Annotated in this window: 20 protein-coding genes; 4 read left to right on the top strand and 16 right to left on the bottom strand. The window is 70.7% G+C overall.

The window, feature by feature from the left end; genetic code table 11:
• Nucleotides 1-3: 3 nt before the first annotated feature.
• The 6 genes from ruvX to E9998_RS04450 form a co-directional block, all read right to left on the bottom strand.
• Entirely contained in the window at nucleotides 4-483 is a 480-nt protein-coding gene (ruvX, locus tag E9998_RS04475; protein WP_136528512.1) for a Holliday junction resolvase RuvX, read from the bottom strand.
• Nucleotides 483-3,164 carry an alanine--tRNA ligase gene (alaS, locus tag E9998_RS04470; RefSeq protein ID WP_136528511.1) on the bottom strand — a complete coding sequence of 894 codons (2,682 nt, stop codon included), beginning with the start codon at nucleotides 3,162-3,164 and terminating at the stop codon, nucleotides 483-485. The genes ruvX and alaS overlap by 1 nt, the downstream gene beginning before the upstream one ends.
• 18 nt (nucleotides 3,165-3,182) lie before the next feature.
• Nucleotides 3,183-3,473 (bottom strand): hypothetical protein, encoded by a 291-nt coding sequence (locus tag E9998_RS04465; protein ID WP_136528510.1) that lies wholly within the window; start codon nucleotides 3,471-3,473, stop codon nucleotides 3,183-3,185.
• 46 nt (nucleotides 3,474-3,519) lie between these two features.
• Nucleotides 3,520-4,008 carry a DUF948 domain-containing protein gene (locus E9998_RS04460; protein WP_158299691.1) on the bottom strand — a complete coding sequence of 163 codons (489 nt, stop codon included), beginning with the start codon at nucleotides 4,006-4,008 and terminating at the stop codon, nucleotides 3,520-3,522.
• Nucleotides 4,009-4,160: 152 nt separating this feature from the next.
• Entirely contained in the window at nucleotides 4,161-4,727 is a 567-nt protein-coding gene (locus E9998_RS04455) for a hypothetical protein (protein ID WP_136528508.1), read from the bottom strand.
• Nucleotides 4,717-6,090, bottom strand: coding sequence for a replication-associated recombination protein A (locus E9998_RS04450; RefSeq protein WP_136528507.1), 1,374 nt, complete (start codon nucleotides 6,088-6,090; stop codon nucleotides 4,717-4,719). Before E9998_RS04450 ends, E9998_RS04455 begins: the two co-directional genes overlap by 11 nt.
• Before the next feature lie 172 nt (nucleotides 6,091-6,262).
• Here E9998_RS04450 and E9998_RS04445 point away from each other — a divergent pair, with 172 nt between their 5' ends.
• Nucleotides 6,263-8,014, top strand: coding sequence for a carbon starvation CstA family protein (locus tag E9998_RS04445; RefSeq protein ID WP_136528506.1), 1,752 nt, complete (start codon nucleotides 6,263-6,265; stop codon nucleotides 8,012-8,014).
• Nucleotides 8,015-8,084: 70 nt separating this feature from the next.
• On the opposite strand, the gene E9998_RS04440 is transcribed toward E9998_RS04445, so the two are convergent.
• Entirely contained in the window at nucleotides 8,085-8,954 is an 870-nt protein-coding gene (locus E9998_RS04440) for a hypothetical protein (RefSeq protein ID WP_136528505.1), read from the bottom strand.
• Nucleotides 8,955-9,132: 178 nt separating this feature from the next.
• Between E9998_RS04440 and E9998_RS04435 the strand changes: the two genes are divergently transcribed.
• A complete protein-coding gene (locus tag E9998_RS04435) occupies nucleotides 9,133-10,215 on the top strand; it encodes a PQQ-dependent sugar dehydrogenase (RefSeq protein WP_136528504.1) in 1,083 nt (360 codons plus the stop codon).
• Nucleotides 10,216-10,271: 56 nt separating this feature from the next.
• On the opposite strand, the gene E9998_RS04430 is transcribed toward E9998_RS04435, so the two are convergent.
• From E9998_RS04430 to metF, 6 genes are all read right to left on the bottom strand, one after another.
• Nucleotides 10,272-11,633 carry a serine/threonine-protein kinase gene (locus E9998_RS04430; protein WP_136528503.1) on the bottom strand — a complete coding sequence of 454 codons (1,362 nt, stop codon included), beginning with the start codon at nucleotides 11,631-11,633 and terminating at the stop codon, nucleotides 10,272-10,274.
• 175 nt (nucleotides 11,634-11,808) lie between these two features.
• Entirely contained in the window at nucleotides 11,809-13,596 is a 1,788-nt protein-coding gene (aspS, locus tag E9998_RS04425) for an aspartate--tRNA ligase (protein WP_136528502.1), read from the bottom strand.
• Nucleotides 13,597-13,906: 310 nt separating this feature from the next.
• Entirely contained in the window at nucleotides 13,907-14,440 is a 534-nt protein-coding gene (locus E9998_RS04420) for an SAV_6107 family HEPN domain-containing protein (RefSeq protein WP_158299690.1), read from the bottom strand.
• A gap of 300 nt (nucleotides 14,441-14,740) precedes the next feature.
• On the bottom strand, nucleotides 14,741-15,121 hold the full coding sequence (locus tag E9998_RS04415; RefSeq protein ID WP_136528501.1) for a tetratricopeptide repeat protein: 381 nt from the start codon (nucleotides 15,119-15,121) through the stop codon (nucleotides 14,741-14,743).
• Between the two features lie 43 nt (nucleotides 15,122-15,164).
• Nucleotides 15,165-15,773 (bottom strand): hypothetical protein, encoded by a 609-nt coding sequence (locus tag E9998_RS04410; RefSeq protein ID WP_136528500.1) that lies wholly within the window; start codon nucleotides 15,771-15,773, stop codon nucleotides 15,165-15,167.
• Nucleotides 15,774-15,888: 115 nt separating this feature from the next.
• Complete coding sequence (metF, locus tag E9998_RS04405; RefSeq protein ID WP_136528499.1) at nucleotides 15,889-16,794, bottom strand: methylenetetrahydrofolate reductase [NAD(P)H]; 906 nt, start codon at nucleotides 16,792-16,794, stop codon at nucleotides 15,889-15,891.
• 95 nt (nucleotides 16,795-16,889) lie between these two features.
• On the opposite strand from metF, the gene E9998_RS04400 reads away from it, so the two are divergent.
• Both E9998_RS04400 and E9998_RS04395 read left to right on the top strand, forming a co-directional pair.
• Nucleotides 16,890-17,942 (top strand): polyprenyl synthetase family protein, encoded by a 1,053-nt coding sequence (locus tag E9998_RS04400; RefSeq protein WP_204745255.1) that lies wholly within the window; start codon nucleotides 16,890-16,892, stop codon nucleotides 17,940-17,942.
• 146 nt (nucleotides 17,943-18,088) lie between these two features.
• Nucleotides 18,089-18,751, top strand: a complete 663-nt coding sequence (locus E9998_RS04395) for a hypothetical protein (protein ID WP_136528498.1) — start codon at nucleotides 18,089-18,091, stop codon at nucleotides 18,749-18,751.
• Nucleotides 18,752-18,757: 6 nt separating this feature from the next.
• Here E9998_RS04395 and E9998_RS04390 read toward each other — a convergent pair whose 3' ends face one another.
• The 3 genes from E9998_RS04390 to E9998_RS04380 form a co-directional block, all read right to left on the bottom strand.
• Entirely contained in the window at nucleotides 18,758-19,942 is a 1,185-nt protein-coding gene (locus E9998_RS04390; protein WP_136528497.1) for a PrsW family intramembrane metalloprotease, read from the bottom strand.
• Entirely contained in the window at nucleotides 19,939-20,532 is a 594-nt protein-coding gene (locus tag E9998_RS04385) for a hypothetical protein (RefSeq protein WP_136528496.1), read from the bottom strand. Before E9998_RS04385 ends, E9998_RS04390 begins: the two co-directional genes overlap by 4 nt.
• A gap of 179 nt (nucleotides 20,533-20,711) precedes the next feature.
• Nucleotides 20,712-21,809: a branched-chain amino acid aminotransferase gene (locus tag E9998_RS04380; RefSeq protein ID WP_136528495.1), complete on the bottom strand. Its 1,098-nt coding sequence runs from the start codon at nucleotides 21,807-21,809 to the stop codon at nucleotides 20,712-20,714.
• Nucleotides 21,810-21,820 lie beyond the last annotated feature (11 nt).

The following is a 21,820-nucleotide window of genomic DNA, read 5'->3' as shown; positions in this document are numbered from 1 at the left end:
TCTCTACCTCCGCCGCCGGTCCAACCAAGTCTGGAGGATCTCCACCGCGGCGGCCTGGTCGACGATCGAGCGCTTGCGGCTGCCGCGCACGCCGCCTTCATTGAGTCTGCGGGTGGCGACGGCCGTGGTCATGCGCTCGTCGGTCAGGGTCACCGGAACTGGCGAGACGTGGCCCGCGAGCCGCTCCACCCAGGCTCGGGTGTGAGCCGCGGCCGGCCCCTCCTCACCCGAAAGAGTAACCGGTAGGCCGACCACGATTTCGACCACATCGTATTCCCGGGCCGTATCGGCGATTTCTCGTATATCGGAAGGAATGTCCCCACTGGAGGTCTTCAGATCGCGACGCACGGTCGCCACGGGGGTCGCCAGGAGGCCGTCGGGGTCGCACACGGCGACGCCCACGCGGGCCTTGCCGAGGTCGACGCCGAGACGGCGGCCCCGCGTCCACTCGGTGGTCGCGGGGCCGTTCGCTTCTTCTTCCATTACGCGGTGATCGCGCGGACTACCGCGTCGAGCAGGTGCTGGGCCTGGTCGGCGGGGACGCCGCCGCCCTGGGCGATCTCGTCGTTGCCGCCGCCCTTGCCCGACAGCGCGGCCTTGACGAGGGCCTGCGCCGAGACGTTCCGGGCCTTCGCGGCGCCGTTGACGGCGACGACGATGCTGGCCTTGCCGCCGGCGGTGGCGACGACCGCCGCCACGCCCGGCTCGCCCTCGGGCAGGTGCCCGCGGATCTGGGTGGCGAGGTTGCGCACGTCGCCGCCCTTGGTGCCCTCGGGCGCGCGGATCGCGGCGACCTTGACGCCCTCGACCTGCTGCGCCGCGGCCGCGAACTCGGCGGCGCGGCCGGAGACGGCCTTGGCCTGGAGCGTCGCGAGCTCGCGTTCGGCGTCCTTGGAGCGCTGGAGGATCGCGCGGACGCGTTCGAGCACGTCGCCGCGCTGCGCCCCGATCTCCTCGGCGATCTGCGAGACGAGGTCCCGTTCGCGGGCGAGGTAGCGGTAGGCCTCCATGCCCGTGGCGGCCTCGACGCGGCGCTGGCCCGAGCCGACCGAGGACTCCCCGGTGAGCACGAGCGGGCCGATCTGGGCCGAGTGGGACACGTGCGTGCCGCCGCACAGCTCGCGCGACCAGGGGCCGCCGATCTCCACGACGCGGACGGTCTCGTCGTAGGTCTCGCCGAACAGCGCGACCGCGCCGAAGTCCTTGGCCTCCGGCAGCGTCATGTACTTGACGGCGACGGGCAGGTCGTCGCGGACGGCCTTGTTGGAGACCTCCTCGATCTCGCTGCGGGTCTCGTCGGAGAGCTTCGCGCGCCACGAGAAGTCCAGGCGCAGGTAGCCGGGCCGGTTGAACGAGCCGGACTGGAGCGCGGTCGGGCCGAGCACCTCGCGCAGGGCCGCGTGGACCACGTGCGTGCCCGAGTGGGCCTGGCGGGCGCCGAGGCGCCACTCCGCGTCCACCGTCGCCTCGACGCGGTCGTCGAGGACCAGTTCGCCTTCGAGGACGCGGACCTGGTGGACCACGAGCTTCTTGACGGGGCGCTGGACGTCGACGACCTCGCCGAAGAAGTTCGGGCCGACGATCTTGCCCGCGTCGGCGTGCTGGCCGCCGGACTCGGCGTAGAACGGGGTCCGGTCGAGCACGACCTCCACGATCTGGCCGGCCTTCGCGACGGCGACCGACTCGCCCTCAGAGAGGATCCCGATGACGCGGGACTCGGTCGCGAGGGACTCGTAGGCCTTCCAGTCGGTGGGGCCCTGCTCCTGGAGGAGCTTCCAGTACGCGGACAGGTCGGCGTGGCCGGTCTTGCGCGCGGCCGCGTCGGCCTTCGCGCGGCGGCGCTGCTCGGCCATGAGCTCGCGGAAGCCGTCCTGGTCGACCGACAGGCCCTGCTCCTCGGCCATCTCCAGGGTCAGGTCGATCGGGAAGCCGTACGTGTCGTGCAGCTCGAACGCCTTGGACCCCGAGAGGGTCGCCCCGCCCTCGGCCTTGGTCTCGGTGACCGCGGTGTCGAGGATGGTCGTGCCGTGCTTGAGGGTCTTGAGGAAGGCCTCCTCTTCGCCGTAGGCGTAGGAGGAGATCCGCTCGAAGTCGGTGCGCAGCTCCGGGTAGGCCGCGGACATGCGCTCCATCGCGACCGGCAGCAGCTCGGGCATGGCGGGCTTGTCGTAGCCGAGGAGGCGCACGGCGCGGATCGCGCGGCGCATGAGGCGGCGCAGCACGTAGCCGCGGCCCTCGTTGGAGGGCACGACGCCGTCGCCGATGAGCATGAGCGAGGAGCGCACGTGGTCGCCGATGACCCGGAAGCGGATGTCGTCCGGGTGGGACTCGGAGGCGGTGTGCGAGGTCGAGACGCCGTAGCGCTTGCCCGTGAGCTCCGAGGCCTTGTCGATGATCGGCCGGACCTGGTCGGTCTCGTACATGTTGTCGACGCCCTGGAGGAGCGCGGCCATGCGCTCCATGCCCATGCCGGTGTCGATGTTCTTCTTCGGCAGGTCGCCGGTGACCTCGTAGCCCTCCTTGGCGGGGCCGCCGCCGCGGATGTTCTGCATGAACACGAGGTTCCAGAACTCGAGGTAGCGGTCCTCGTCGACCTCGGGTCCGCCCTCGGGCCCGTAGTCGGGGCCGCGGTCGTAGTACAGCTCCGAGCAGGGGCCGCACGGCCCCGGGATGCCCATCGACCACATGTTGTCGGCCTGGCCGCGGCGCACGATGCGGTCGAGCGGGAGCCCGATCTGCTTGTGCCAGATGTCGATCGCCTCGTCGTCGTCGAGGTAGACCGTGGCCCAGATGCGGTCGCCGTCCAGGCCCAGGCCGCCGGACTCGAGCGAGCCGGTCGTCAGGTCCCAGGCGAAGCGGATCGCCTGCTCCTTGAAGTAGTCGCCGAAGGAGAAGTTGCCGTTCATCTGGAAGAACGTGCCGTGGCGGGAGGTCTTGCCGACCTCGTCGATGTCGGGCGTGCGGATGCACTTCTGCACCGACGTGGCGCGGTTCCACTCCGGGGTCGCCTGGCCCAGGAAGTAGGGCACGAAGGGGACCATGCCCGCGGGCACGAACAGCAGGTTCGGGTCCTCGAAGGCCGGCAGCGGTGCGCTGGGGACCACCGTGTGGCCGTTGGACTCGAAGAACTTCAGAAACCGGCGTTGGATTTCAGCGGTCTCCATGGGGCACCTCCTTCGGGGCTAGTACGGGCGGCCGTTCAGGGCCTGGTCGTGGTCGGCGTCGTCATCGGCGAGCAGGGGCGTGATGTCCTCGCCGCGCTCGATCGCGTCGAACAGCTCGGCCTCCTTGGCCTGCTTGGCCTCGGAGACGTCCGCCCAGAACGCCTTGAACGACGCTTTCATTTCAGCACCGGCACCGCCCACACGCTCGGCGACCCCGCCGGGAGTGACCGACTCCGCGACCTTCGTGAGCTTGCGGACGACCACGACGCCGACGACCACGCCGACACCGATCCAAATCATTCGTTTCAACACGTGCTTCGATCCTCACCGATCCTGGCGCCGAGGCCAAACGGTTTTACTGTGCGGACTTCCGGCGGGCCTTCGCGGCGCGCTTGGCCTCGCGCTTGGTCTGGCGGGACGCCTCGACCATGCGGCGCACCTGGTCCTCGTCGACCTCCTGGCCGCGCTTCTTCACGGCGGCGCGCAGGCCGAAGCCGAACGCGGCGGCCTTGACCAGCGGCGAGCCGACCGCGGAGACGACCAGGCTCGTGACGTTGGCGACGTTGGAGGAGATGTGCGCGGCGTTCCCGGTGATGGTCGAGACCTTCTCCAGCTCGCCCTCGACCTGGGTCAGCGAGGCGTTGACGTTGTCGAGCGTGGCGTTCGCGTTGCGCAGGATCGGGCCGATCTCGTGGTCGACCTTGTCGAGCACGCTGTTGACGCGCGCGAGCGTGCCCGTCGCCTTGCGGATGAGGCCCGCCGCGAGCCACAGCGAGACGATGAAGATCACGACCGCGACGATCAGGAGTGCGACTTCCCAGAGTCCAACGTTCGTGAACTCCACTGCCAACGTCTCGCCTGGCACAGCTGTTCCCCCTCGATGTGCGGTGACCGACCGGTGCGGCTGCGAATGGTTCCCGGTAATCGCGCATGATCAGCGCAGCCCCGACCTTACCTTGCGGGACCGGACATCCGGCGCAACGGGGCGGTGGTCGGCTACACCGACTCCTCATAGGCGCGGCGGTCCTCGGCCAGGCGCGGCAGCGCCGCCTGGGCGGCCACCACGGCGGTGACCTCCGAGCCGACGCACAGCTCGTAGCGGTCGCTGCAGTCCACCGGCACGACCCACAGCTCCAGGTAGAGCTCGTCGCGCACGTAGCAGCCCTCCTCGCCGAGGCCGCCCACGCACAGCTCGGGGTCGGCCGGCGTCCAGCCGGCGTCGAGCACGGCCTGCCAGTACTCGTGCGCGGTGTCCTCGACCGTGCCCTCCGAGGTCCACGTGCGCATCCGCACCCGGCACTCCCCCAGGCACCAGCGGCTGCCGTAGGTCTCGTCGGTGGCGGTCACCGCGGCCCAGCCCGGCACCGACAGCTCGTCGGCGGCCCGGCGCGTCGGGTCGACGGTGACCGCGCGGCCGAGCCACAGCACCGCCGCGACCAGCAGCACCGCCGAGGCGGCGACGGCGGCGACGGTCATCCGCAGGCGCGCGATCCGCGCCCCGGTCTGCTCGAGCTTCGACGCGAAGAGGCTCGCGGCCTCGCCGCCCGGGCCCTCAGTCGCCATCCGCCCGCTTCTCCTCGCGCACGATCCGGCGCAGCTTCTCCAGCCGGTCGGCGATCTCGGCCTCGCGGCCGTGCCGCGTGGGCCGGTAGTAGTCGGTCCCGGCGACCACGTCGGGCGCGTACCGCTGGGGCACCACGCCGCGCGGGTCGTTGTGCGGGTAGACGTAGGCCTTGCCGTGGCCCAGGTCCCCCGCGCCCTTGTAGTGCGCGTCGCGCAGGTCCGGCGGCACGGGCCCGATCCTGCCCTTGCGCACGTCGCCGATCGCCTCGTCGATCGCGGTGATGACGGCGTTGGACTTCGGGGCGGTCGCGAGGTGGGCGACCGCCTGGGCGAGGTTGATGCGGGCCTCGGGCATGCCGATGCGCTCCACGGCCGTCGCGGCCGCGGTCGCGGTCTGAAGGGCGGTCGGGTCGGCCATGCCGACGTCCTCGGACGCGAAGATCACCAGGCGGCGGGCGATGAAGCGCGGGTCCTCGCCGGCGACGACCATGCGCGCGAGGTAGTGCATCGCCGCGTCGACGTCCGAGCCGCGCAGGCTCTTGATGAAGGCGCTGGCGACGTCGTAGTGGCCGTCGCCGTCGCGGTCGTAGCGCACCGCGGCGGTGTCGATGGCGGCCTCGACCACGGCGACGGTGATCGCGTCGCCCTCCTCGACCGAGAGCGCGGCGGCCTCCAGCGCGGTGAGGGCCTTGCGGGCGTCGCCGGAGGCGGTGCGCACGAGGTGGTCGCGGGCCTCCGGTTCGAGCGTGACCGCGCCGCCGAGGCCGCGCTCGTCGGCCACGGCCCGGTCGACGAGCTCGCCGACGTCGGTGACGTCGAGTTCGCGCAGCGTCAGGAGCACGCACCGGCTCACCAGGGGCGCGACGACGGAGAAGTAGGGATTCTCGGTGGTGGCGGCCAGGAGCGTGATGGTGCGGTCCTCGACGGCGCCGAGCAGCGAGTCCTGCTGGGTCTTGGTGAAGCGGTGGACCTCGTCGATGAACAGGATCGTCTGCGGTCCGCCGGTGCGGCGGACCCGGCGGGCCTCGTCGATCGCGGCCCGCACGTCCTTGACGCCGGAGTTGAGCGCCGACATCGCCCGGAAGCGCCGGTCGCCGGACTGGGCGACCAGGTGGGCGATGGTGGTCTTGCCCGAACCGGGCGGGCCCCACAGGATCACCGAGAGCGGCTGGCGGCCCTCGACCACCTGGCGCAGCGGCGAACCGGGCCCGAGCAGGTGGTCCTGGCCGACGAGTTCGTCCAGCGCGCGCGGGCGCATCCGCACCGCCAGCGGCTCGTCGCCGGTGGCCGAGCCCGTGCCGAGGATGCCGGTGTTCGGCGGCTCCTGCGGGCTGTTGATCTCGAACAGTCCTGGTGCGTCCATAACAGGACCAGGGTATGCCACGCACGAGGACCGCCCGCCGTTCCGTGCCGCCGGGGGCGAACGGTACGGATGCGCGTTTTCAAGGCGAACGGGATTGACACGCGCGTTTCCCGAGCTTTACGGTGAAATCCCCGCAGTGTTGCCCACATCACAATCACATTGGGAGGCAATGATGCCCGCAATGGTCCTGGCGGTCACGGTGCTCGCACTGTTCGCCTGCGGATTCCTCTTCTACGCCCGCTACATGGCGAGCCGCGTCTACCGGCTCGACCCCGGCTACGTCACCCCCGCGCACCGCTTCAACGACGGCGTGGACTTCGTCCCCACCAACAAGCACGTCCTCTTCGGCCATCACTTCACCTCGGTGGCAGGTGCCGCGCCCATCGTCGGCCCCGCCATCGCCGTCTACTGGGGCTGGCTGCCGGCCCTGATCTGGATCGTCCTCGGCACCATCGTCGCCGCCGGGGTCCACGACATGGGAGCCCTGGTGCTCTCCGTGCGGCACAAGGCCAGAGGCATCGGCACGATCACCAAGGACGTGATCGGACCGCGCGCCGGGACGCTGTTCCTCATCATCATCTTCTTCCTGCTGACGCTCGTGAACGCCGTGTTCGCGGTCGTCATCGGGAACCTGCTGGTGGCCTTCCCCGGCGCCGTGATCCCGATCTTCGCCGAGATCCCCATCGCGATCGCCATCGGCTACTACGTCTACAAGCGGCGCGGCGCGGCCCTGGTGCCGAGCCTCCTCGGCGTGGCGGCCCTGTACGTCCTCATCTGGGTCGGCAACGCCGTCCCGGTCGACATCACCCCGCTCGCCGACGGGCTCGGGATCGACAATCCGCGCAACCTGTGGATCGTGATCCTGTTCGTCTACTGCTTCATCGCTGCGCGCATCCCGGTGTGGATGCTGCTCCAGCCGCGCGACTACATCAACTCCCACCAGCTGTTCGTGGCGCTGGCGCTGGTGCTGCTGGGGGTCGGGGTCGGCTGGAACACGATGGTCGCCCCGGCGCTGAACACCGTTCCCGAGGACAGTCCGAGCATGTGGCCGTTCCTGTTCATCACCATCGCGTGCGGCGCGATCTCGGGCTTCCACTGCCTGGTGTCCTCGGGGACGACCTCGAAGCAGCTCGACAAGGAGACGGACGCGAAGTACGTCGGCTACGGCGGCGCGCTCGGCGAGGGCACGCTGGCGCTGTGCTCGATCCTGGCCGTCAGCGCCGGTGTCGCGGCGACGCGGGCCGACTGGGACGCCCTGTACCCGGACTTCGCCACCGCCTCGGGCGGCGCCGTCGGGAACTTCGTCAACGGCATCGCCGTGTTCGCGAACAACCTCGGCATCCCGCTCGAGGTCGCGGCCGTCTTCGGCGCGGTCGTGGTGATCTCGTTCGCCGCAACCACGATGGACACCGGAGTCCGCTTGCAGCGCTACGTGGTCCAGGAGATCGCGGAGATCGCCGGGTGGCGGCGGGTGTCCGGGCACTTGACGCTCGTCACCGCCGTCGCCGTCGTCATCCCCCTGTGTCTGGCGCTGCTGCCGGGCGGCGAGGACGCGGGCTACGCGTTCGGCGTGCTGTGGCAGCTGTTCGGCACGACGAACCAGCTCCTCGCCGGTCTCGCCTTCGCGGTGATCGCCGTCTGGGTGACCAAGCGGAGGGCGAACCCGATCGCGATCCTCGTGCCGCTGGTGTTCCTGGTGGGCATGACGACCTGGGCGCTGATCGAGAACCTTCTCAACTTCGTCGACCAGGGCGAATGGGTCTTGGCGCCGCTCGACGCGGTGATCTTCCTGCTGGCGCTGTGGATGATCGTCGAGGCCGCCCGAGCCCTCGCCGCCGCCTGGAGCGACCGCGGCGGAGCGCCGCGCACCGCGCCCTCCGAGGACGCCGAGGAGGTGCCTGCGGCCGGAGGAGCCGCCGATTGACCGCGGCCTGACGCGGCGCGAGGGCCGCCGCACCCTTCGGTGCGGCGGCCCTCGCCGTGGTCGTCCGGGGTTACTGGGGGGCCGCGGCCATGTCCTCGAAGGGGTGCAGGTTGGTCGAGTCCGGTGCGGCGATGTCGTACGAGCCGCCGATCTCGACGACCTCGCTGGTCAGTTCCATGGTCATGCCGTCGGTCTCGGGGAGCGACATCGAGAGCGTCTTGAGCAGGCCGTCGCCGTCGAGGGCCACGGTCACCTCGATGTCGCCGAGCGCCGCGGCGTCGCCGCCGGAGGCGGAGTTCGCGAAGGTCTGGAGCGCGGCCGAGTCGCCGGTGAGCTTGCCGGTGTAGACGCCGTCGCCGGTCTCCTCGACGTCGGAGAGCTCGGAGAGCATGAGCTCGGTCTGGGCCGCGAGGTCCATGCCGCCGAACTGCTGGTAGACGCCGGCCAGGTCGCTGTCGCCCGCGAGGTCCATCGTGAACCAGACGTCCTCGCCGTAGGTGTCGGCGATCGTGTCGTACATGCCGCCGGTGATCTGGACGTAGGCCGTGCCCTCGGCGACGATCGTCTCGGTGTGCATGTCGGCGAAGAGCGCCTCCATCATCTCGGCGGTCTCGGGGTCGCCGCTGAGGTCTTCGCCGGATGCCTCCAGGATGGCGCTCATGAACATGTCCACACTGGCCTTCGTGGAATCGCCCTCCACGGCGCTGGTCATGACCATGAAGTCGAGGCCGTTGACGGTCATCAGCGAGTCCATCTGGTAGGAGTCGCCGTGCAGGCCGTCGAAGGAGGCCCGGACCATGTCCTGCGGGCTGAGCTGCGCTGCGGCCTCGTCCTCGCCGGTCTTCTCGGCCGGTTCGTCGGAGGTGCACGCGGTCAGGCCGAGACCGAGCGCGGGGACTGCCAGCGCGCCGATGAGGAGTCGCGCGGTGCGGGAAGACATGTGGATCGCTCCTGGGTACTGGGTGCCGGATTTCGCTTCGAGTCTAAAGGAAGGGACCGGGTCCGGCGAGGGCCCGGGCCGCGGTCGCGGGTGGCAAGGGTTGCAATTTATTCATATCCATCTATATCATGATTCCTCCGCTTTCATTACCCGGCACCATGAGAGACAAGGAGCAGCCATGCGACGCAGACTGCCTGCCATAGGCGCGGCGATCGCCGGACTAGTCCTGGCGGCGGGCACCGCCACCGCGTCCGCGCAGGAGGACGACACGGCCGACCCGGCCGCCGCCCCCGAATTCGACTTCAGGACCGGCGACACCGTCGCCACCGGCCTCACGATCCCCTGGGGGCTCACGTTCCTGCCGGACGGGACCTCCGGCATCGTCGCCGAACGCAACTCGGGCGACGTCCTGCGCGTCGGCTACGGCGCCGAGCCGGTCGTGCTCGGCAACCTCGACGTCGTCGGCGGCACCGGCCCGCTCGACGAACGCGGCCTGCTCGGCCTCGCCGTGTCCCCGACCTTCTCGACCGACGGCTGGATCTACGCGTACCTCTCGACGGAGGAGGACAACCGGGTCGTGCGCTTCACGCTCGACCGGTTCGAACCCGAGACGGTGCTCACCGGCATCCCCTCGGCGCTCAACCACAACGGCGGGCGCCTCGCGTTCGGCCCCGACGACAAGCTCTACGTCTCGACCGGCGACGCGAACGACAGCGCCAACTCCCAGGACCTCGACAGCCTCGGCGGCAAGATCCTCCGGCTCGAACCGGACGGCTCGATCCCCGAGGACAACCCGTTCGAGGACTCCCCGGTCTACACCTGGGGCAACCGGAACGTGCAGGGCATGACCTGGGGGCCCGAGGGCGAGATGTACTTCTCCGAGCTCGGCCAGAACACCTGGGACGAACTGAACCTCGCCGAGCCCGGCGCGAACTACGGCTGGCCCGAGGTCGAGGGCACCGGCGGCGACCCCGAGTTCACCGACCCGCTCCTCACCTGGTCGACCGCCGAGGCCTCCCCTTCGGGGGCCGAGGTCGTGGGCGACACCATCTACATCGCGGCCCTGCGCGGCCAGCGCCTGTGGACGGTGCCCGTGGCGGGCGGCGAGGTCACCGGCGATCCGATCGCGGTACTCGACGGCACGATCGGCCGCGTCCGGACCGTTGAGCTCGGGCCTGACGGCTGGCTCTGGGTGACGACCTCGAACGGCGACGGGACGGACAAGGTGATCCGGTACCGGCCCATCGGCGGTACTGAGTAGAGCGAGTACGAGGCGAGGCCCCTGAGCGGATGCTCGGGGGCCTCGTCGTCGGTTCGTCAGACCCCGTCGGTGGCGGCCTCCGAGGTGGGCTCGTCAGAGGTCGGCTCGTCGGAAGTGGGTTCGTCAGAAGTCGGCTCATCAGAGGTCGGGTCGTCGGACGGCGTTTCTGACGGCGTCTCCGAAGGGGTCTCGCTCGGTGTCTCGGAGGTCTCGTCCTCGGTGGGCGAGTGCCAGTCGTCGTCATCGTCGTCGTCGGTGGTGACCTCCTCGTCGGAGGTGGGGGCCTCCTCGGAGGTCGTGGCCGCGCCCGTGGTGGTCGTGTTGTCCTCGATCTTGCCCGGGTCGTTGGTGTCCCTCAGGAAGTTCCACCAGATCAGCAGGCCGATGATGACCACTGCGGCGGTCACGGCGGCGACGATGATCCACGGCATGGCGCCGTTCCGCTCCTCCTCTTGGAGCATCTGGCCGGTGGGCTGCTCGGCGGTGCTGCCCGCGACGCCGGCGCCGATGAGGGCCGTGGCGTCGGAGCCGAAGTACTGGGTGCGCTGGCCGTCCGGCGGGGTCGAGCCCGCGACCGGGATGCTGCCGGTGACCACGCGGCCCTCGCGCGCGGAGCGGGCCATGTCGGCGGCCGAGGAGTAGCGGGCGGCCGGGTCCTTCTGGAGCGCTTGGAGGACGACTTGGGCGACGCCGGGCGGGATGTCGCGGGAGAGCGGCGGCGGTGCCTGCGTCATGTGACCGTTCATGACGGCCACGGGGGTCTCGGAGACGAACGGGGGCCGACCCATCAAAGCCTCGTACGCGACGATGCCGAGTGAGTAGAGGTCGCTGGCGCCGGTCAGCTCGGCGCCGTTGAGCTGCTCGGGCGAGGCGTAGGCGAGGGTGCCCATGACCGTGCCGGTCTCGGTGAGCCCGGAGGCGCCGCGGGCGGCGGAGATGCCGAAGTCGACGATCTTGGTCGCGCCGGTCTCCTCGTCCACGAGGAGGTTGGCGGGCTTGATGTCGCGGTGGATGATGTCGTGGCGGTGCGCGGTCTCCAGCGCGTCGGCGGCCGTCGAGACGATCTGCATGACCTCGGCGGGCGGCAGCGTCCCGCGGTCGCGGAGGATCTCGGCGAGCGAGCGGCCGCGCACGAGCTCCATGATGAGGTAGGAGACGAGGCCGTCGTCGTCGGTGGTCTCCTCGCCGTAGTCGTAGAGCGCGACGATGCCCGGGGACTGGAGGGCCGCGACGGCGCGGGCCTCGAGCTGGAAGCGGGTGCGGAACTTGTCGCTGTTGGACAGTCCCGCGTGGAGGATCTTGATCGCGACCGTGCGGCCGAGTCTGGTGTCGGTGCCCTTCCAGACCTCCCCCATGCCGCCAGCGGCCAGCCGTTCGTCCAATCGATAGCGACCCGCCACCGAGGTCCCGCTCTGCACGTCGAACCCGCTCCTCTTGATTCCTGCCGAATGCAAGGTATATCAGCCGCTCAAAGGCCGCGCCCATCGCCCACGGACTCCTGCCAGTCCGGATTGCGTTGAGGGGCAACCGGGCAGATGGAACGGCAGACGGCCCGAGCCGCAGGCTCGGGCCGCCCACTACGTCATCGTAGGGCTATTGATCAACGTCGTCGGTACCCGCTTCCGGTTCGGGTGTGAAGTCGATGCCCGCCTCGGCGCGCTGCTCGGGCGTGATCGGCGTCGGGGCCGAGGTCAGCGGGTCGACGCCGCCGCCGGCCTTCGGGAACGCGATGACGTCGCGGATCGAGTCGGACTTGGCCAGCAGCATGCAGACGCGGTCCCAGCCGAGGGCGATGCCGCCGTGCGGCGGGGCGCCGTACTTGAGGCCGTCGAGGAGGAAGCCGAACTTCTCCCGGGCGTCCTCGTGGGTCAGGCCGAGCACGTCGAAGACGCGGCTCTGGACCTTGGCGTCGTGGATACGGATCGAGCCGCCGCCCAGCTCGTTGCCGTTGAGGACGATGTCGTAGGCGTAGGTGAGCGCGTTGCCCGGGTCGGTCTCGAACTTGTCGATCCACTCGGGGTTCGGCGAGGTGAACGGGTGGTGGATCGCGGTCCAGCCGCCGTCGTCGGTCGGCTCGAACATCGGGGCGTCGATCACCCAGCAGAACGCCCAGGCGTCGGGGTCGATGAGGCCGGTGCGCTTGCCGACTTCGAGGCGGGCGGCGCCGAGCAGCTCCTGGGCCTCGCGGCGGTCGGTCGAGGCGGCGAAGAAGACCGCGTCGCCGGCCTTGGCGCCGACGGCGTCGGCGAGCCCGGCCAGGTGTTCCTCGGAGAGGTTCTTGGCGACGGGGCCCTTCGGCTCGCCGGTCTCGGCGTTGAAGGTGATGTAGGCGAGGCCCTTGGCGCCGCGCGCCTTGGCCCAGTCCTGCCAGCCGTCGAGCTCCTTGCGGGTCTGGGCGGCGCCGCCGGGCATGACGACCGCGCCGACGTAGCCGCCCGCGTCGATCGCGCCGGCGAAGACGCGGAACTCGGTGCCGCGCAGGTAGTCGGTGAGTTCGACCAGTTCCTGGCCGAAGCGCAGGTCGGGCTTGTCGGAGCCGTAGCGGTTCATGGCGTCGTGCCACTTCAGGCGCGGGATCGGCAGCTGGACCTCGTGGCCGGCGAGCTCGGACCAGAGGGCGGCGACGATGCGCTCGCCCAGGTCGATGACGTCGTCCTGGTCGATGAAGGACGCCTCGATGTCGAGCTGGGTGAACTCGGGCTGGCGGTCGGCGCGGAAGTCCTCGTCGCGGTAGCACCGGGCGATCTGGAAGTACTTCTCGAAGCCGCCGACCATGAGCAGCTGCTTGAACAGCTGCGGGGACTGCGGGAGTGCGTACCAGGTGCCGGGCTGGAGGCGCACGGGCACGAGGAAGTCGCGGGCGCCCTCGGGGGTCGAGCGGGTCAGGGTCGGCGTCTCGATCTCGAGGTAGCCGTCCTCGACGAGGAGGTTGCGCGCGATGTGGTTGGCCTTGGAGCGCAGCCGGATCGCGTGGTTGGGGCCGGTGCGGCGCAGGTCGAGGTAGCGGTGGCGCAGCCGGATGTCCTCGGAGACGTCCACGTGGTCGTCGATCTGGAACGGCAGCGGCGCGGACTCGGAGAGCACGTCGAGGGAGGTCGCGTTGATCTCGATCTCGCCGGTCGGCAGTTCGGGGTTCTCGTTGCCCTCGGGGCGGCGCAGGACGGTGCCGGTGACCGTGACGCAGAACTCGTTGCGCAGCTCGTGGGCGACCTTGGCGGCCTCCGAGTCGCGGAAGACGACCTGGACGACGCCAGAGGCGTCGCGCAGGTCGACGAACTCCACCCCGCCGTGATCGCGGCGACGCGCCACCCATCCGGCGAGGGTGACTTGCTGGTCGACGTCAGCGGCACTCAACGTGCCGGCGAGGTGTGTCCGATACACGGGCTCAAAACTCCTCGAAGGATACGGCTTGCGGTCGATGCGGGCTTCGGACCATTCTCGCGAACGCCTCGGCCAGCAGCAATCGTATAACCGTTATCGATCTTGGAACGCAGGCGTGCCTGCGGGCACGTCCGGCATCACCCGGAATGCGGGCGGCGGGAGGAGCGGGTGCGACTCGGCCTCATCGCGCGAGTGCGCTGCTCCGCTTCATGTGCGGTGCGTGGGCGCACTGCTCTGCCCTTTTGTTCGGCGGGCAAGCGCGCTACTGCGCCTCCACTTCAGCGCGCGAGCGCGCTGCTCTGCCCTTTGTTCAGCGCGCAAGCGCGCTGAAGCCGAGCAGTCTGATCACCACGTCGAGGAATCGGCGGGCGTCGGTGACGATCGCGTCGGCCTCCTCGGGCGTGACGATGTCGGGGATGCCCGCTTGGGCGAGGACCCGTTTTCTGGCGGTGCGGGCGAAGTGCGAGGCCCATTCCTCCAGTTCGGGGGCGACGCCGCGGAGCAGCTCCCAGGTGCTCGACGGGCGGCCGGGACGGCGCCTGCCGGTGGCGTCTCCGGCTCTGACGGCGAGCACCGCCACGGCCACGCGCAGGGCCGCCATGTGGGCCTCGGCGTAGCGTTCGCCCGGCCTGGTGCGCTCGGCGGCGTCGTCGAGGTCGGCGCGGGCGGTGGCGAGCAGTTGCAGCGGAGAGCGGTTGGGGAGCTGGTCGGCGGGGATGCGCAGACGGGAGTTTGATACGGTGCCCGCCTGCACGAGTCGGGGCGAGCTCGCGCCGCGGGTCGTCACGGGCGAGGTCGATCGGGTGGCGCCCGGTCGTGACGGGTTCAGTCGAGAAGCTGCCATCAGGGCCTCCTAAACCTGTTCGAACTTGCGTTCGAGAAATATCGAACCACAGGGGTCCGACATTTCCAACCCCCAACATCGCCGAAAAGCAGCGATTGACTACCCACTGTCGTGCATCCGACAGGAGAGTCGTTGTCCCGCAACGGAAAGAATCGAGCACTATTCGTTTCCCGGCGTCGTACCGCCATCGGAAATACATCCGCTGTTCGAAAAAAGCCGCCCCGCACCATCGGTGCGGGGCGGCTTCAATCGCGGTCGGCGGTCCACTCGGGTGGGCGCGCCGCCTCCCGAGTGCGTCCGCTACTCGGCGATCTCGTCGATCAGTCGCAGGTGTCCTCGGGCCTCGTCGGCGCGGCCGAGCCGCTGGAGCGTGCGGCCGAGGAGGCGGCGGGCGTAGAAGTCGGCCGGATTGGTCTCGACCATCCGCTCCGACAGGGCCAGGGCCTTGTTCAGCTGCGCCGACTTGAAGTAGGCGCGGGCCGCCAGCAGCACGACGTCCGGGTGGTCCGGGTGGTCGCGCAGGAGCGGCTCCAGGAACTTCAGGGCCGCGTGCGGGTCCTTGAGCGCGAGCATCTCCTCGGCGTCGCGCAGCCGCTGGGTCTCCTCGGGCACCTGGCGTTCCCGGGAGGCGGCGTCGATGAAGGCGGCGAGCTGGTCGTCGGTGATGTCGTCGTGGCGCATTGCCCGTTCAACACGGACCTGCCGGGGATCATTCCCGGCCGGTTCAGTCGTTGCGAAGCGCCGTGGAAACGACGATCACGAGCTGGAGCAGGCCCAGCGCCGCCAAGAGCATCCAGCCGGTGACGGTGATGGTCACGGCGCCGCCGATCCACTCGTGGTACTGGCCGCCGCCGGCCACCGCGATGACCCCGGCCGCGCCGAAGCCGAGGGCGACCACGACTTCACGCACCGAGCGCTCCCCCAGCGTCGTCATGCCCAGGTCGCGCAGGCCGACCTGGCGGGCGCGCGAGCGGGTGAGGACGTACATCCAGCACAACGCGCCGGTCACGGCCACCGCCCAGCCGGGCGCGCCAAGCAGCCACAGGGCGAGGAGCCAGGCCGACTCCGAGAGGCGGGCTGCCAGCGGCTCCAGGACCAGGACGCGCCGAGACAGGCTCGTGGAGCGGGTCGCCAGGAGCGCGTAGGAGGAGTCGGCCAGCGCCGTGATCGCGATGAGCGGCAGCGCGACGAGGATGACGGGCCCGCCGACGAGGACGCAGACGGGCGTCAGGAGTCCGGCGGCGAGTCCGACGCCGACGACGGTGCCGGGCTGGAAGCGGGTGGAGAGGATGACCCGGCCGACGAGGGAGTCGGCGGGCACACGGGAGCTCATGGGTCTTGTTGTAGCAGATGGCATCAAACGAGCATTGGCAGCATCGGACATAGAAGAGGACTCTACGTGTCCGGGACGTGACCGCAATCCCTCGATCGGGTAGCCGACAGCGCGCTCAGGGGCGCAGGTTCTGCCAGACCCGCCGGGTCGAACGCGAGTGGTTCAGCGTGGTGAAGTGCAGCCCGGGGGCTCCTTCGGCGAGGAGGCGCGTGCCCATGTCGGTGGCAACCTCGACGCCGATGTCGCGGATCGCGTCGCGGTCGTCCCCGGCGGCGCGCAGGCGTTCGGCCAGCGCTTCGGGGAAGACCATGCCGGTGAGCACGGCGAACCGCTCGATCTGCTTGATGTTGGTGACGGGCATGATGCCCGGCAGGATCGGGATGTCGCAGCCGGTGGCGGCGACGGCGTCGCGCAGGCGCAGGTAGTCCTCGACGTCGAAGAAGATCTGCGTGATGGCGAAGTCGGCGCCCGAGCGGCACTTCTCTACGAAGTGGCGGACGCCGGTGTCCCAGTCGAGGTCGCGCGGGTGGCCTTCGGGGAAGGCCGCGACGCCGACGCTGAAGTCGCCGGACTCCTTGATGAGTTCGACGAGTTCGCTGGCGTGGAGGATGCCCTGGGGGTGCTTGACCCAGTCGGCCTGCGGGTCCCCGGGCGGGTCGCCGCGCACGGCGAGGATGTTGCGCACGCCGACGTTCGCGAAGTGGCCGATGAGGTTGCGCAGCTCGGCGACCGAGTGGTCCACGGCGGTGCAGTGGGCCATGGTGAGCAGGGTCGTCTCGGAGTTGATGAGGTCGGTGGTCTCGACGGTCTTCTCGCGGGTGCGCCCGCCCGCGCCGTAGGTGACGGAGACGAAGTCGGGGCCGAGCTGTTCGAGGTTGCGGATGGTGCGCCACAGGACGCCTTCGGCCTTCTCGTCGCGCGGCGGGAACAGCTCGAAGGAGAACTTGGGCGTGCCCTCGCGGAGGAGGTCGCCGACCTTGGCGGCCTTCGTAGGCATCACGCTGGGCACTCCGAGAGTCATGCAGACAACGGTAACGGTTCTGACACACGTGTCCTGACCTGCACTGGACACCACCCAATACTTGGGATCGCCCGCGATCGCCTAGGGTTCGAACCGTGGAGCTCAACGAGCGCATCGACGCCGCCCTGACCGCCTTCCTCGACCGGCAGGCCGCGGTCGTCTGCGGCATCGACGACCGCCTGGGCGACTACGCCGACGCGGTCCGCGACTTCGTGCTGGGCGGTGGCAAGCGGCTGCGTCCGGCGTTCGCGTACTGGGGCGCGCGGGGCGCGGGCCTGGCGGACTCCGCGGAGCTGGTCGCGTGCGTCTCGTCGCTGGAGCTGCTCCAGGCCTCGGCGCTCATGCACGACGACCTCATCGACGGCTCGGACACGCGGCGCGGCGCGCCCTCGATCCACCGGCGCTTCGCCTCGCTGCACACGGCGCAGGGCTGGTCGGGGCGCGCGGACGGGTTCGGTGCGGCGGCGGCGATCCTGCTGGGCGACCTGTGCCTGGCATGGTCGGACGAGCTGCTGTGCTCGGCGGGGATGCCGGTGGAGGCGGTGGCGGCGGCGCGTCGCGACTTCGACCTCATGCGCACCGAGGTGAGCGCCGGGCAGTACCTGGACGTGCTCTCGGAGGTGCGCCGGGACGTCTCGGAGGCGACGGCCGCGAAGGTGGCGCGCTACAAGTCGGCGAAGTACACGATCGAGCGGCCGCTGCTGGTGGGCGCGTCGCTGGCGGGCGCCGGCGAGCGGGTGCGGTCGCACTACTCGGCGATCGGCCTGCCGCTGGGCGAGGCGTTCCAGCTGCGCGACGACGTGCTGGGGGTGTTCGGTGACCCGGCGCAGACGGGCAAGCCGGCCGGTGACGACCTGCGCGAGGGCAAGCACACGTTCCTCATCGCGCGCGCCTGGGCGGGCGCCGACGGGGCGCAGCGTGCGGCCCTGGACGCGAACCTGGGCGACCCCGGGCTGGACGCGGCCGGCGTCGAGCGGCTGCGGGCGGTCCTGTTGGACACGGGCGCGCTGGCGGACACGGAGCGGCGCATCGAGACGCTCGCGGCCGAGGCGGAGGCGGCACTGGAGGCCTCGCGCCCGGATGTGGACCCGGCGGCGCTGGAGGTCTTCGCGGGCCTGCTGGTGAAGGCCGTCAAGCGCGACTTCTGAGGCGCCGACGCTCGGACGCCGGTGCCGGGGACGATACTGCTGTTCGGAGCGTTGCGCCCCGATCGATGCGCCACGCACGGGTGACCTGACGGTCACCACCCGTGCCCTCGCTCGTTGAACCTGGTGGAGCATCAGGATTGGACGGTGTGAGTCAGGTGGGAATCTTCGGCGTCATCGGGCGTGAGACGAGGGGCGCGTTCCGCTCGATCGGCTACGACCTGCAACGGTCGCGGCGGTTCCGGCGGATCGGGGTGATCGCGGTGGCCACGGTCGCGGGCGGGGTCATCGCGACGGGCGCGCTGGTGCGCGAACCGGTGCCGGAGATGATCGGTCTCGGCGAGGGCGGCGAGGGCGCCGACATCATCGAGGGCTGGTTCGGGCTCGGCGCGGACACGGCCGGACAGGACGCCGAGACGTCCGAGGCGCCGTCGCAGTCGCCGTCGGGCGAGCCCGCGGCGCCGACCGCGTCGGATTCGGCCACCGAGTCGGAGCCGCAGGGCCGCACCAGGAACTCGCGCACCGCGCCCGCCGCCGACCCGGGGCTGGTGCAGGTGGGCGGCGAGGACACGGCGACGCCCGGCGGCGAGGAGGGCGGCTCGTCGGCGCCGACGCAGGTGCCGACCGAGGAGCCCACGGAGGAGCCGACCACGGACGGCCCCACCGGCGGGCCGACGCAGGAGCCGACCTCGGAGCCTCCGACGACGGACGCTCCGGCGCCGAGCGAGACGGTGACCGTCTCCCCCGAGCAGGAGCAGGCGGCGCGGAACTCGGCCGCGCCCGAGCCGCGGAAGGCCCCGATCGGGGGCTGAGGGCGGTCACTTCGGCGAGCCGGTCCGCTTCGCCTCGGCGAGTTCGGTCCGGATCGCGGTGATGTTGCGTTTGACGGCGGCGACGTCGGGCCCGTCGGGGGCCTGTTCGCCGCGGCGCTGGTCGCGGGCGACGAGCGTCGCGAGGTTCACCAGTTCGCGCTGGAGTTTGCGCAGCAGGTGGGCGGCGGGTTTGCCCCAGCGCTTCGCGGCGCGCTTGCGGGCCTTGCGGCGGCTGCGCAGCGAGCGCATCTCGGTCAGGTCCTCGGTGGTGATCACCGCTTCGTCCTCGTCGGACATCGTGGTGACGAACCAGTGCCATTCGGCGCGGGCCGCGAAGTGGTAGAGCACGAAGAACAGGCCCAGGATGATCAGGCCCTTCCCGTAGGTGAGCGGTATGGCCAGGGCGGGCGTGAGCCCGCCGGGGACCGGCAGGTTCCACAGGCCGTGCATGCCCAGGGCCAGCGCGAACAGGCCGACGCCGACGCCGACGCGGGTACCGAGGCGCCGGCGCGTCTGAGTCACGAAGAAGGCGATGCCGAGCCCGGCGGCACCGGTGTACAGCGGGTGCGACCAGGGGCCGGCGACGAGGACGCGGGTGAAGGTGACGCTGAGGGCGCCCGAGAGGTCCGAGTTGGGGTTGAGGACGGCGAAGTTGATCGCGTACGTGAGGTTCTCGACCACTTGGAAGCCGAGGCCGACGAGCGCGCCGTAGATGAGGCCGTCGATGGAGCGGTCGAAGTGCTCGCGGACGATGAGGACCAGCAGGACGACGCCGAGGGCCTTGAGCCATTCCTCGTTGAGCGGCCCGGCGATGGCCGGGCCCCATTTGCGCGCCCACCGGGAGTCGGTGAGTTCGGCGAGGACGACGAGCGCGGCGTTGTTGGCGATCATGGCGAACGCGACGGCGGCGAGGCCGCCCCAGCAGACGGCGGCGGCGCGGACGGTCGGCGGTTCGCGTTCGAACAGGTCGAGGCGCGAGAGGATCGTCAGGAAGACGACGGCGAGGACGGCGTTGATGGCGATGGAGGCCCACAGGGCGGTGGCGATGTCGCCGTAGGAGGGCGAGAGGACGCGGCCGAGTTCGAGCAGGCCGTAGACGAGGCAGGCGACGAAGAGCCAGTAGGCGGGGCGGCGCAGCCGGATGAAGGCGCCCTGGCTCTCCACGACGACGCGTTCGGTGCGGACGGTCATTCGCCCTCCAGCCGGAACGAGGCGAGGTAGGGGGCGGGGTCGACCTGTTCGGCGCGCGGGTCGGCGCCGGGGGCGAGGAGGACGAGGATCGCGGCGGCGCCCTTGTCGTTGCCGACCACGGTGATCGACCCGGCGGTGTCGATGCCGATGATGTCGGCGCGGTACCCGGTGAGGCCGGAGCCGGTGTCGGTGTACTCGCGCAGGTCGGTGTACGTGTAGCCGTTCTGGGCGACGATGGGTTCGGCGCGGCGCTGGAGGAGGCGTTCGAGGCTGTCGACGCCGGAGTCGACCTCGACGGAGGCGGTGAGGTGGTCGCGGGTGAAGTTCTGGCGCTGGTCGGCGAAGTGGACGCCGGGGCTGGTCCAGCCGTCCCCGGGCAGTTCGAACTTCAGCCCGGCCCCGGCGACGGGGTAGGACTGGAGGTAGAGGGTCTCGCCGTCGGTGATGCTCTGGACCGAGTCGCCAAGGGCCCGTTCGAGTCCGAGCCACACGCCCATGGGGAGTGCGATGGCGAGGGCGGCGAGGACCGCCTGCCACATGCGTCCCCGCTCCAGCCCCAGCCGGTTCAGCCGAATGGTGACCTCGCCCAAATCCCGCTCCCTGTAGCGCGCAAGACGCGGAGTGCGTTCGGCACTCCGCGCCTTGTGTACCTACGGCCCCGCGAGCGGGCGCCGTGACCGTGCGTCCAGGGTACGGGGCGCGGGGCGCCTCGCGCCCGGTTTCGGCCGATCCGCGCCGCGGTGGCGGCGCGGACCGGTCGCCGTGGGCCTCAGGCGACCCGGGTGGTCCAGCCGTGGGTGTCCTCGGCCCTGCCGTACTGGAGGTCGAGGAGGGTCTGGCGCAGGTGCATGGTGAACTTCCCGGCCTCGCCCCCGCCCACCTGGAACTCGCCGGAGCGGCTCTTGACGGTGCCGACCGGCGTGATGACCGCGGCGGTGCCGCAGGCGAAGGCCTCGGTGAGGAGGCCGGACTCGGCGTCGCGGCGCCAGCGGTCGATCGAGTACTTCGTCTCGCGGACCTCCCAGCCGGCCTCGGCGGCGAGGGTGAGGATGGCGTCGCGGGTGATGCCGGGAAGGATGGTGCCCAGTTCAGGGGTGTAGAGCACCCGCTCGTCCTCGTAGGCGAAGAAGAGGTTCATGCCGCCGAGCTCGTCGACGTACTTGAACTCGACGGCGTCGAGGAAGATCACCTGGTCACAGCCCTGCTCGATGGCCTCGGACTGCGGCAGGAGGCTCGCGGCGTAGTTCCCGCCGGCCTTGGCCGCGCCGGTGCCGCCGGGCCCGGCCCGGTTGTACTCCTCGGAGACCCACAGCGTCAGCGGCTTGGGGCCGCCCTTGAAGTAGGCCGCCGCCGGGGAGGCGATGAGGAGGTACTGGTACTCCTTCGCCGGACGCACGCCGAGGAACGCCTCGGAGGCGATCATGTACGGGCGCAGGTAGAGCGTCGACTCGTCCTGGCCGGGAACCCAGGCGCCGTCCACCGCGAGGAGCTCGCGGACCGAGGCCAGGAACCACTCCTCTGGGAGGTGCGGCATGGCCATGCGGGTGGCGGAGATGTTGAGGCGGCGCGCGTTGGCCTCGGCGCGGAACAGGCCGATGCCGCCGTCCTCGTACCGGTAGGCCTTGAGGCCCTCGAAGATCTCCTGGGCGTAGTGGAGCACCGCCGCCGCGGGCGAGAGCGTGAGCGGCCCGTAGGGCTTGACGGTGGCGCTGTGCCAGCCGCGGCCCTCGGTCCAGGTCATGGAGAACATGTGGTCGGTGAACACGGTGCCGAACACGGGGTCGGCGAGGATGCGCTCGCGCTCCTCGTCCGGAAGCGGGTTCGGGTGCGGCTCGCGCCGCAGGTCGGGAAGACCCTCGCTTGTCATGGAATCGTCCT

The organism is Glycomyces paridis (genome assembly GCF_004912155.1).
In the GTDB taxonomy this organism is placed as follows: domain Bacteria; phylum Actinomycetota; class Actinomycetes; order Mycobacteriales; family Micromonosporaceae; genus Glycomyces; species Glycomyces paridis.
The sequence above is the reverse complement of the archived record's forward strand: the minus strand, read 5'-3'. Positions and strand labels throughout refer to the sequence as shown.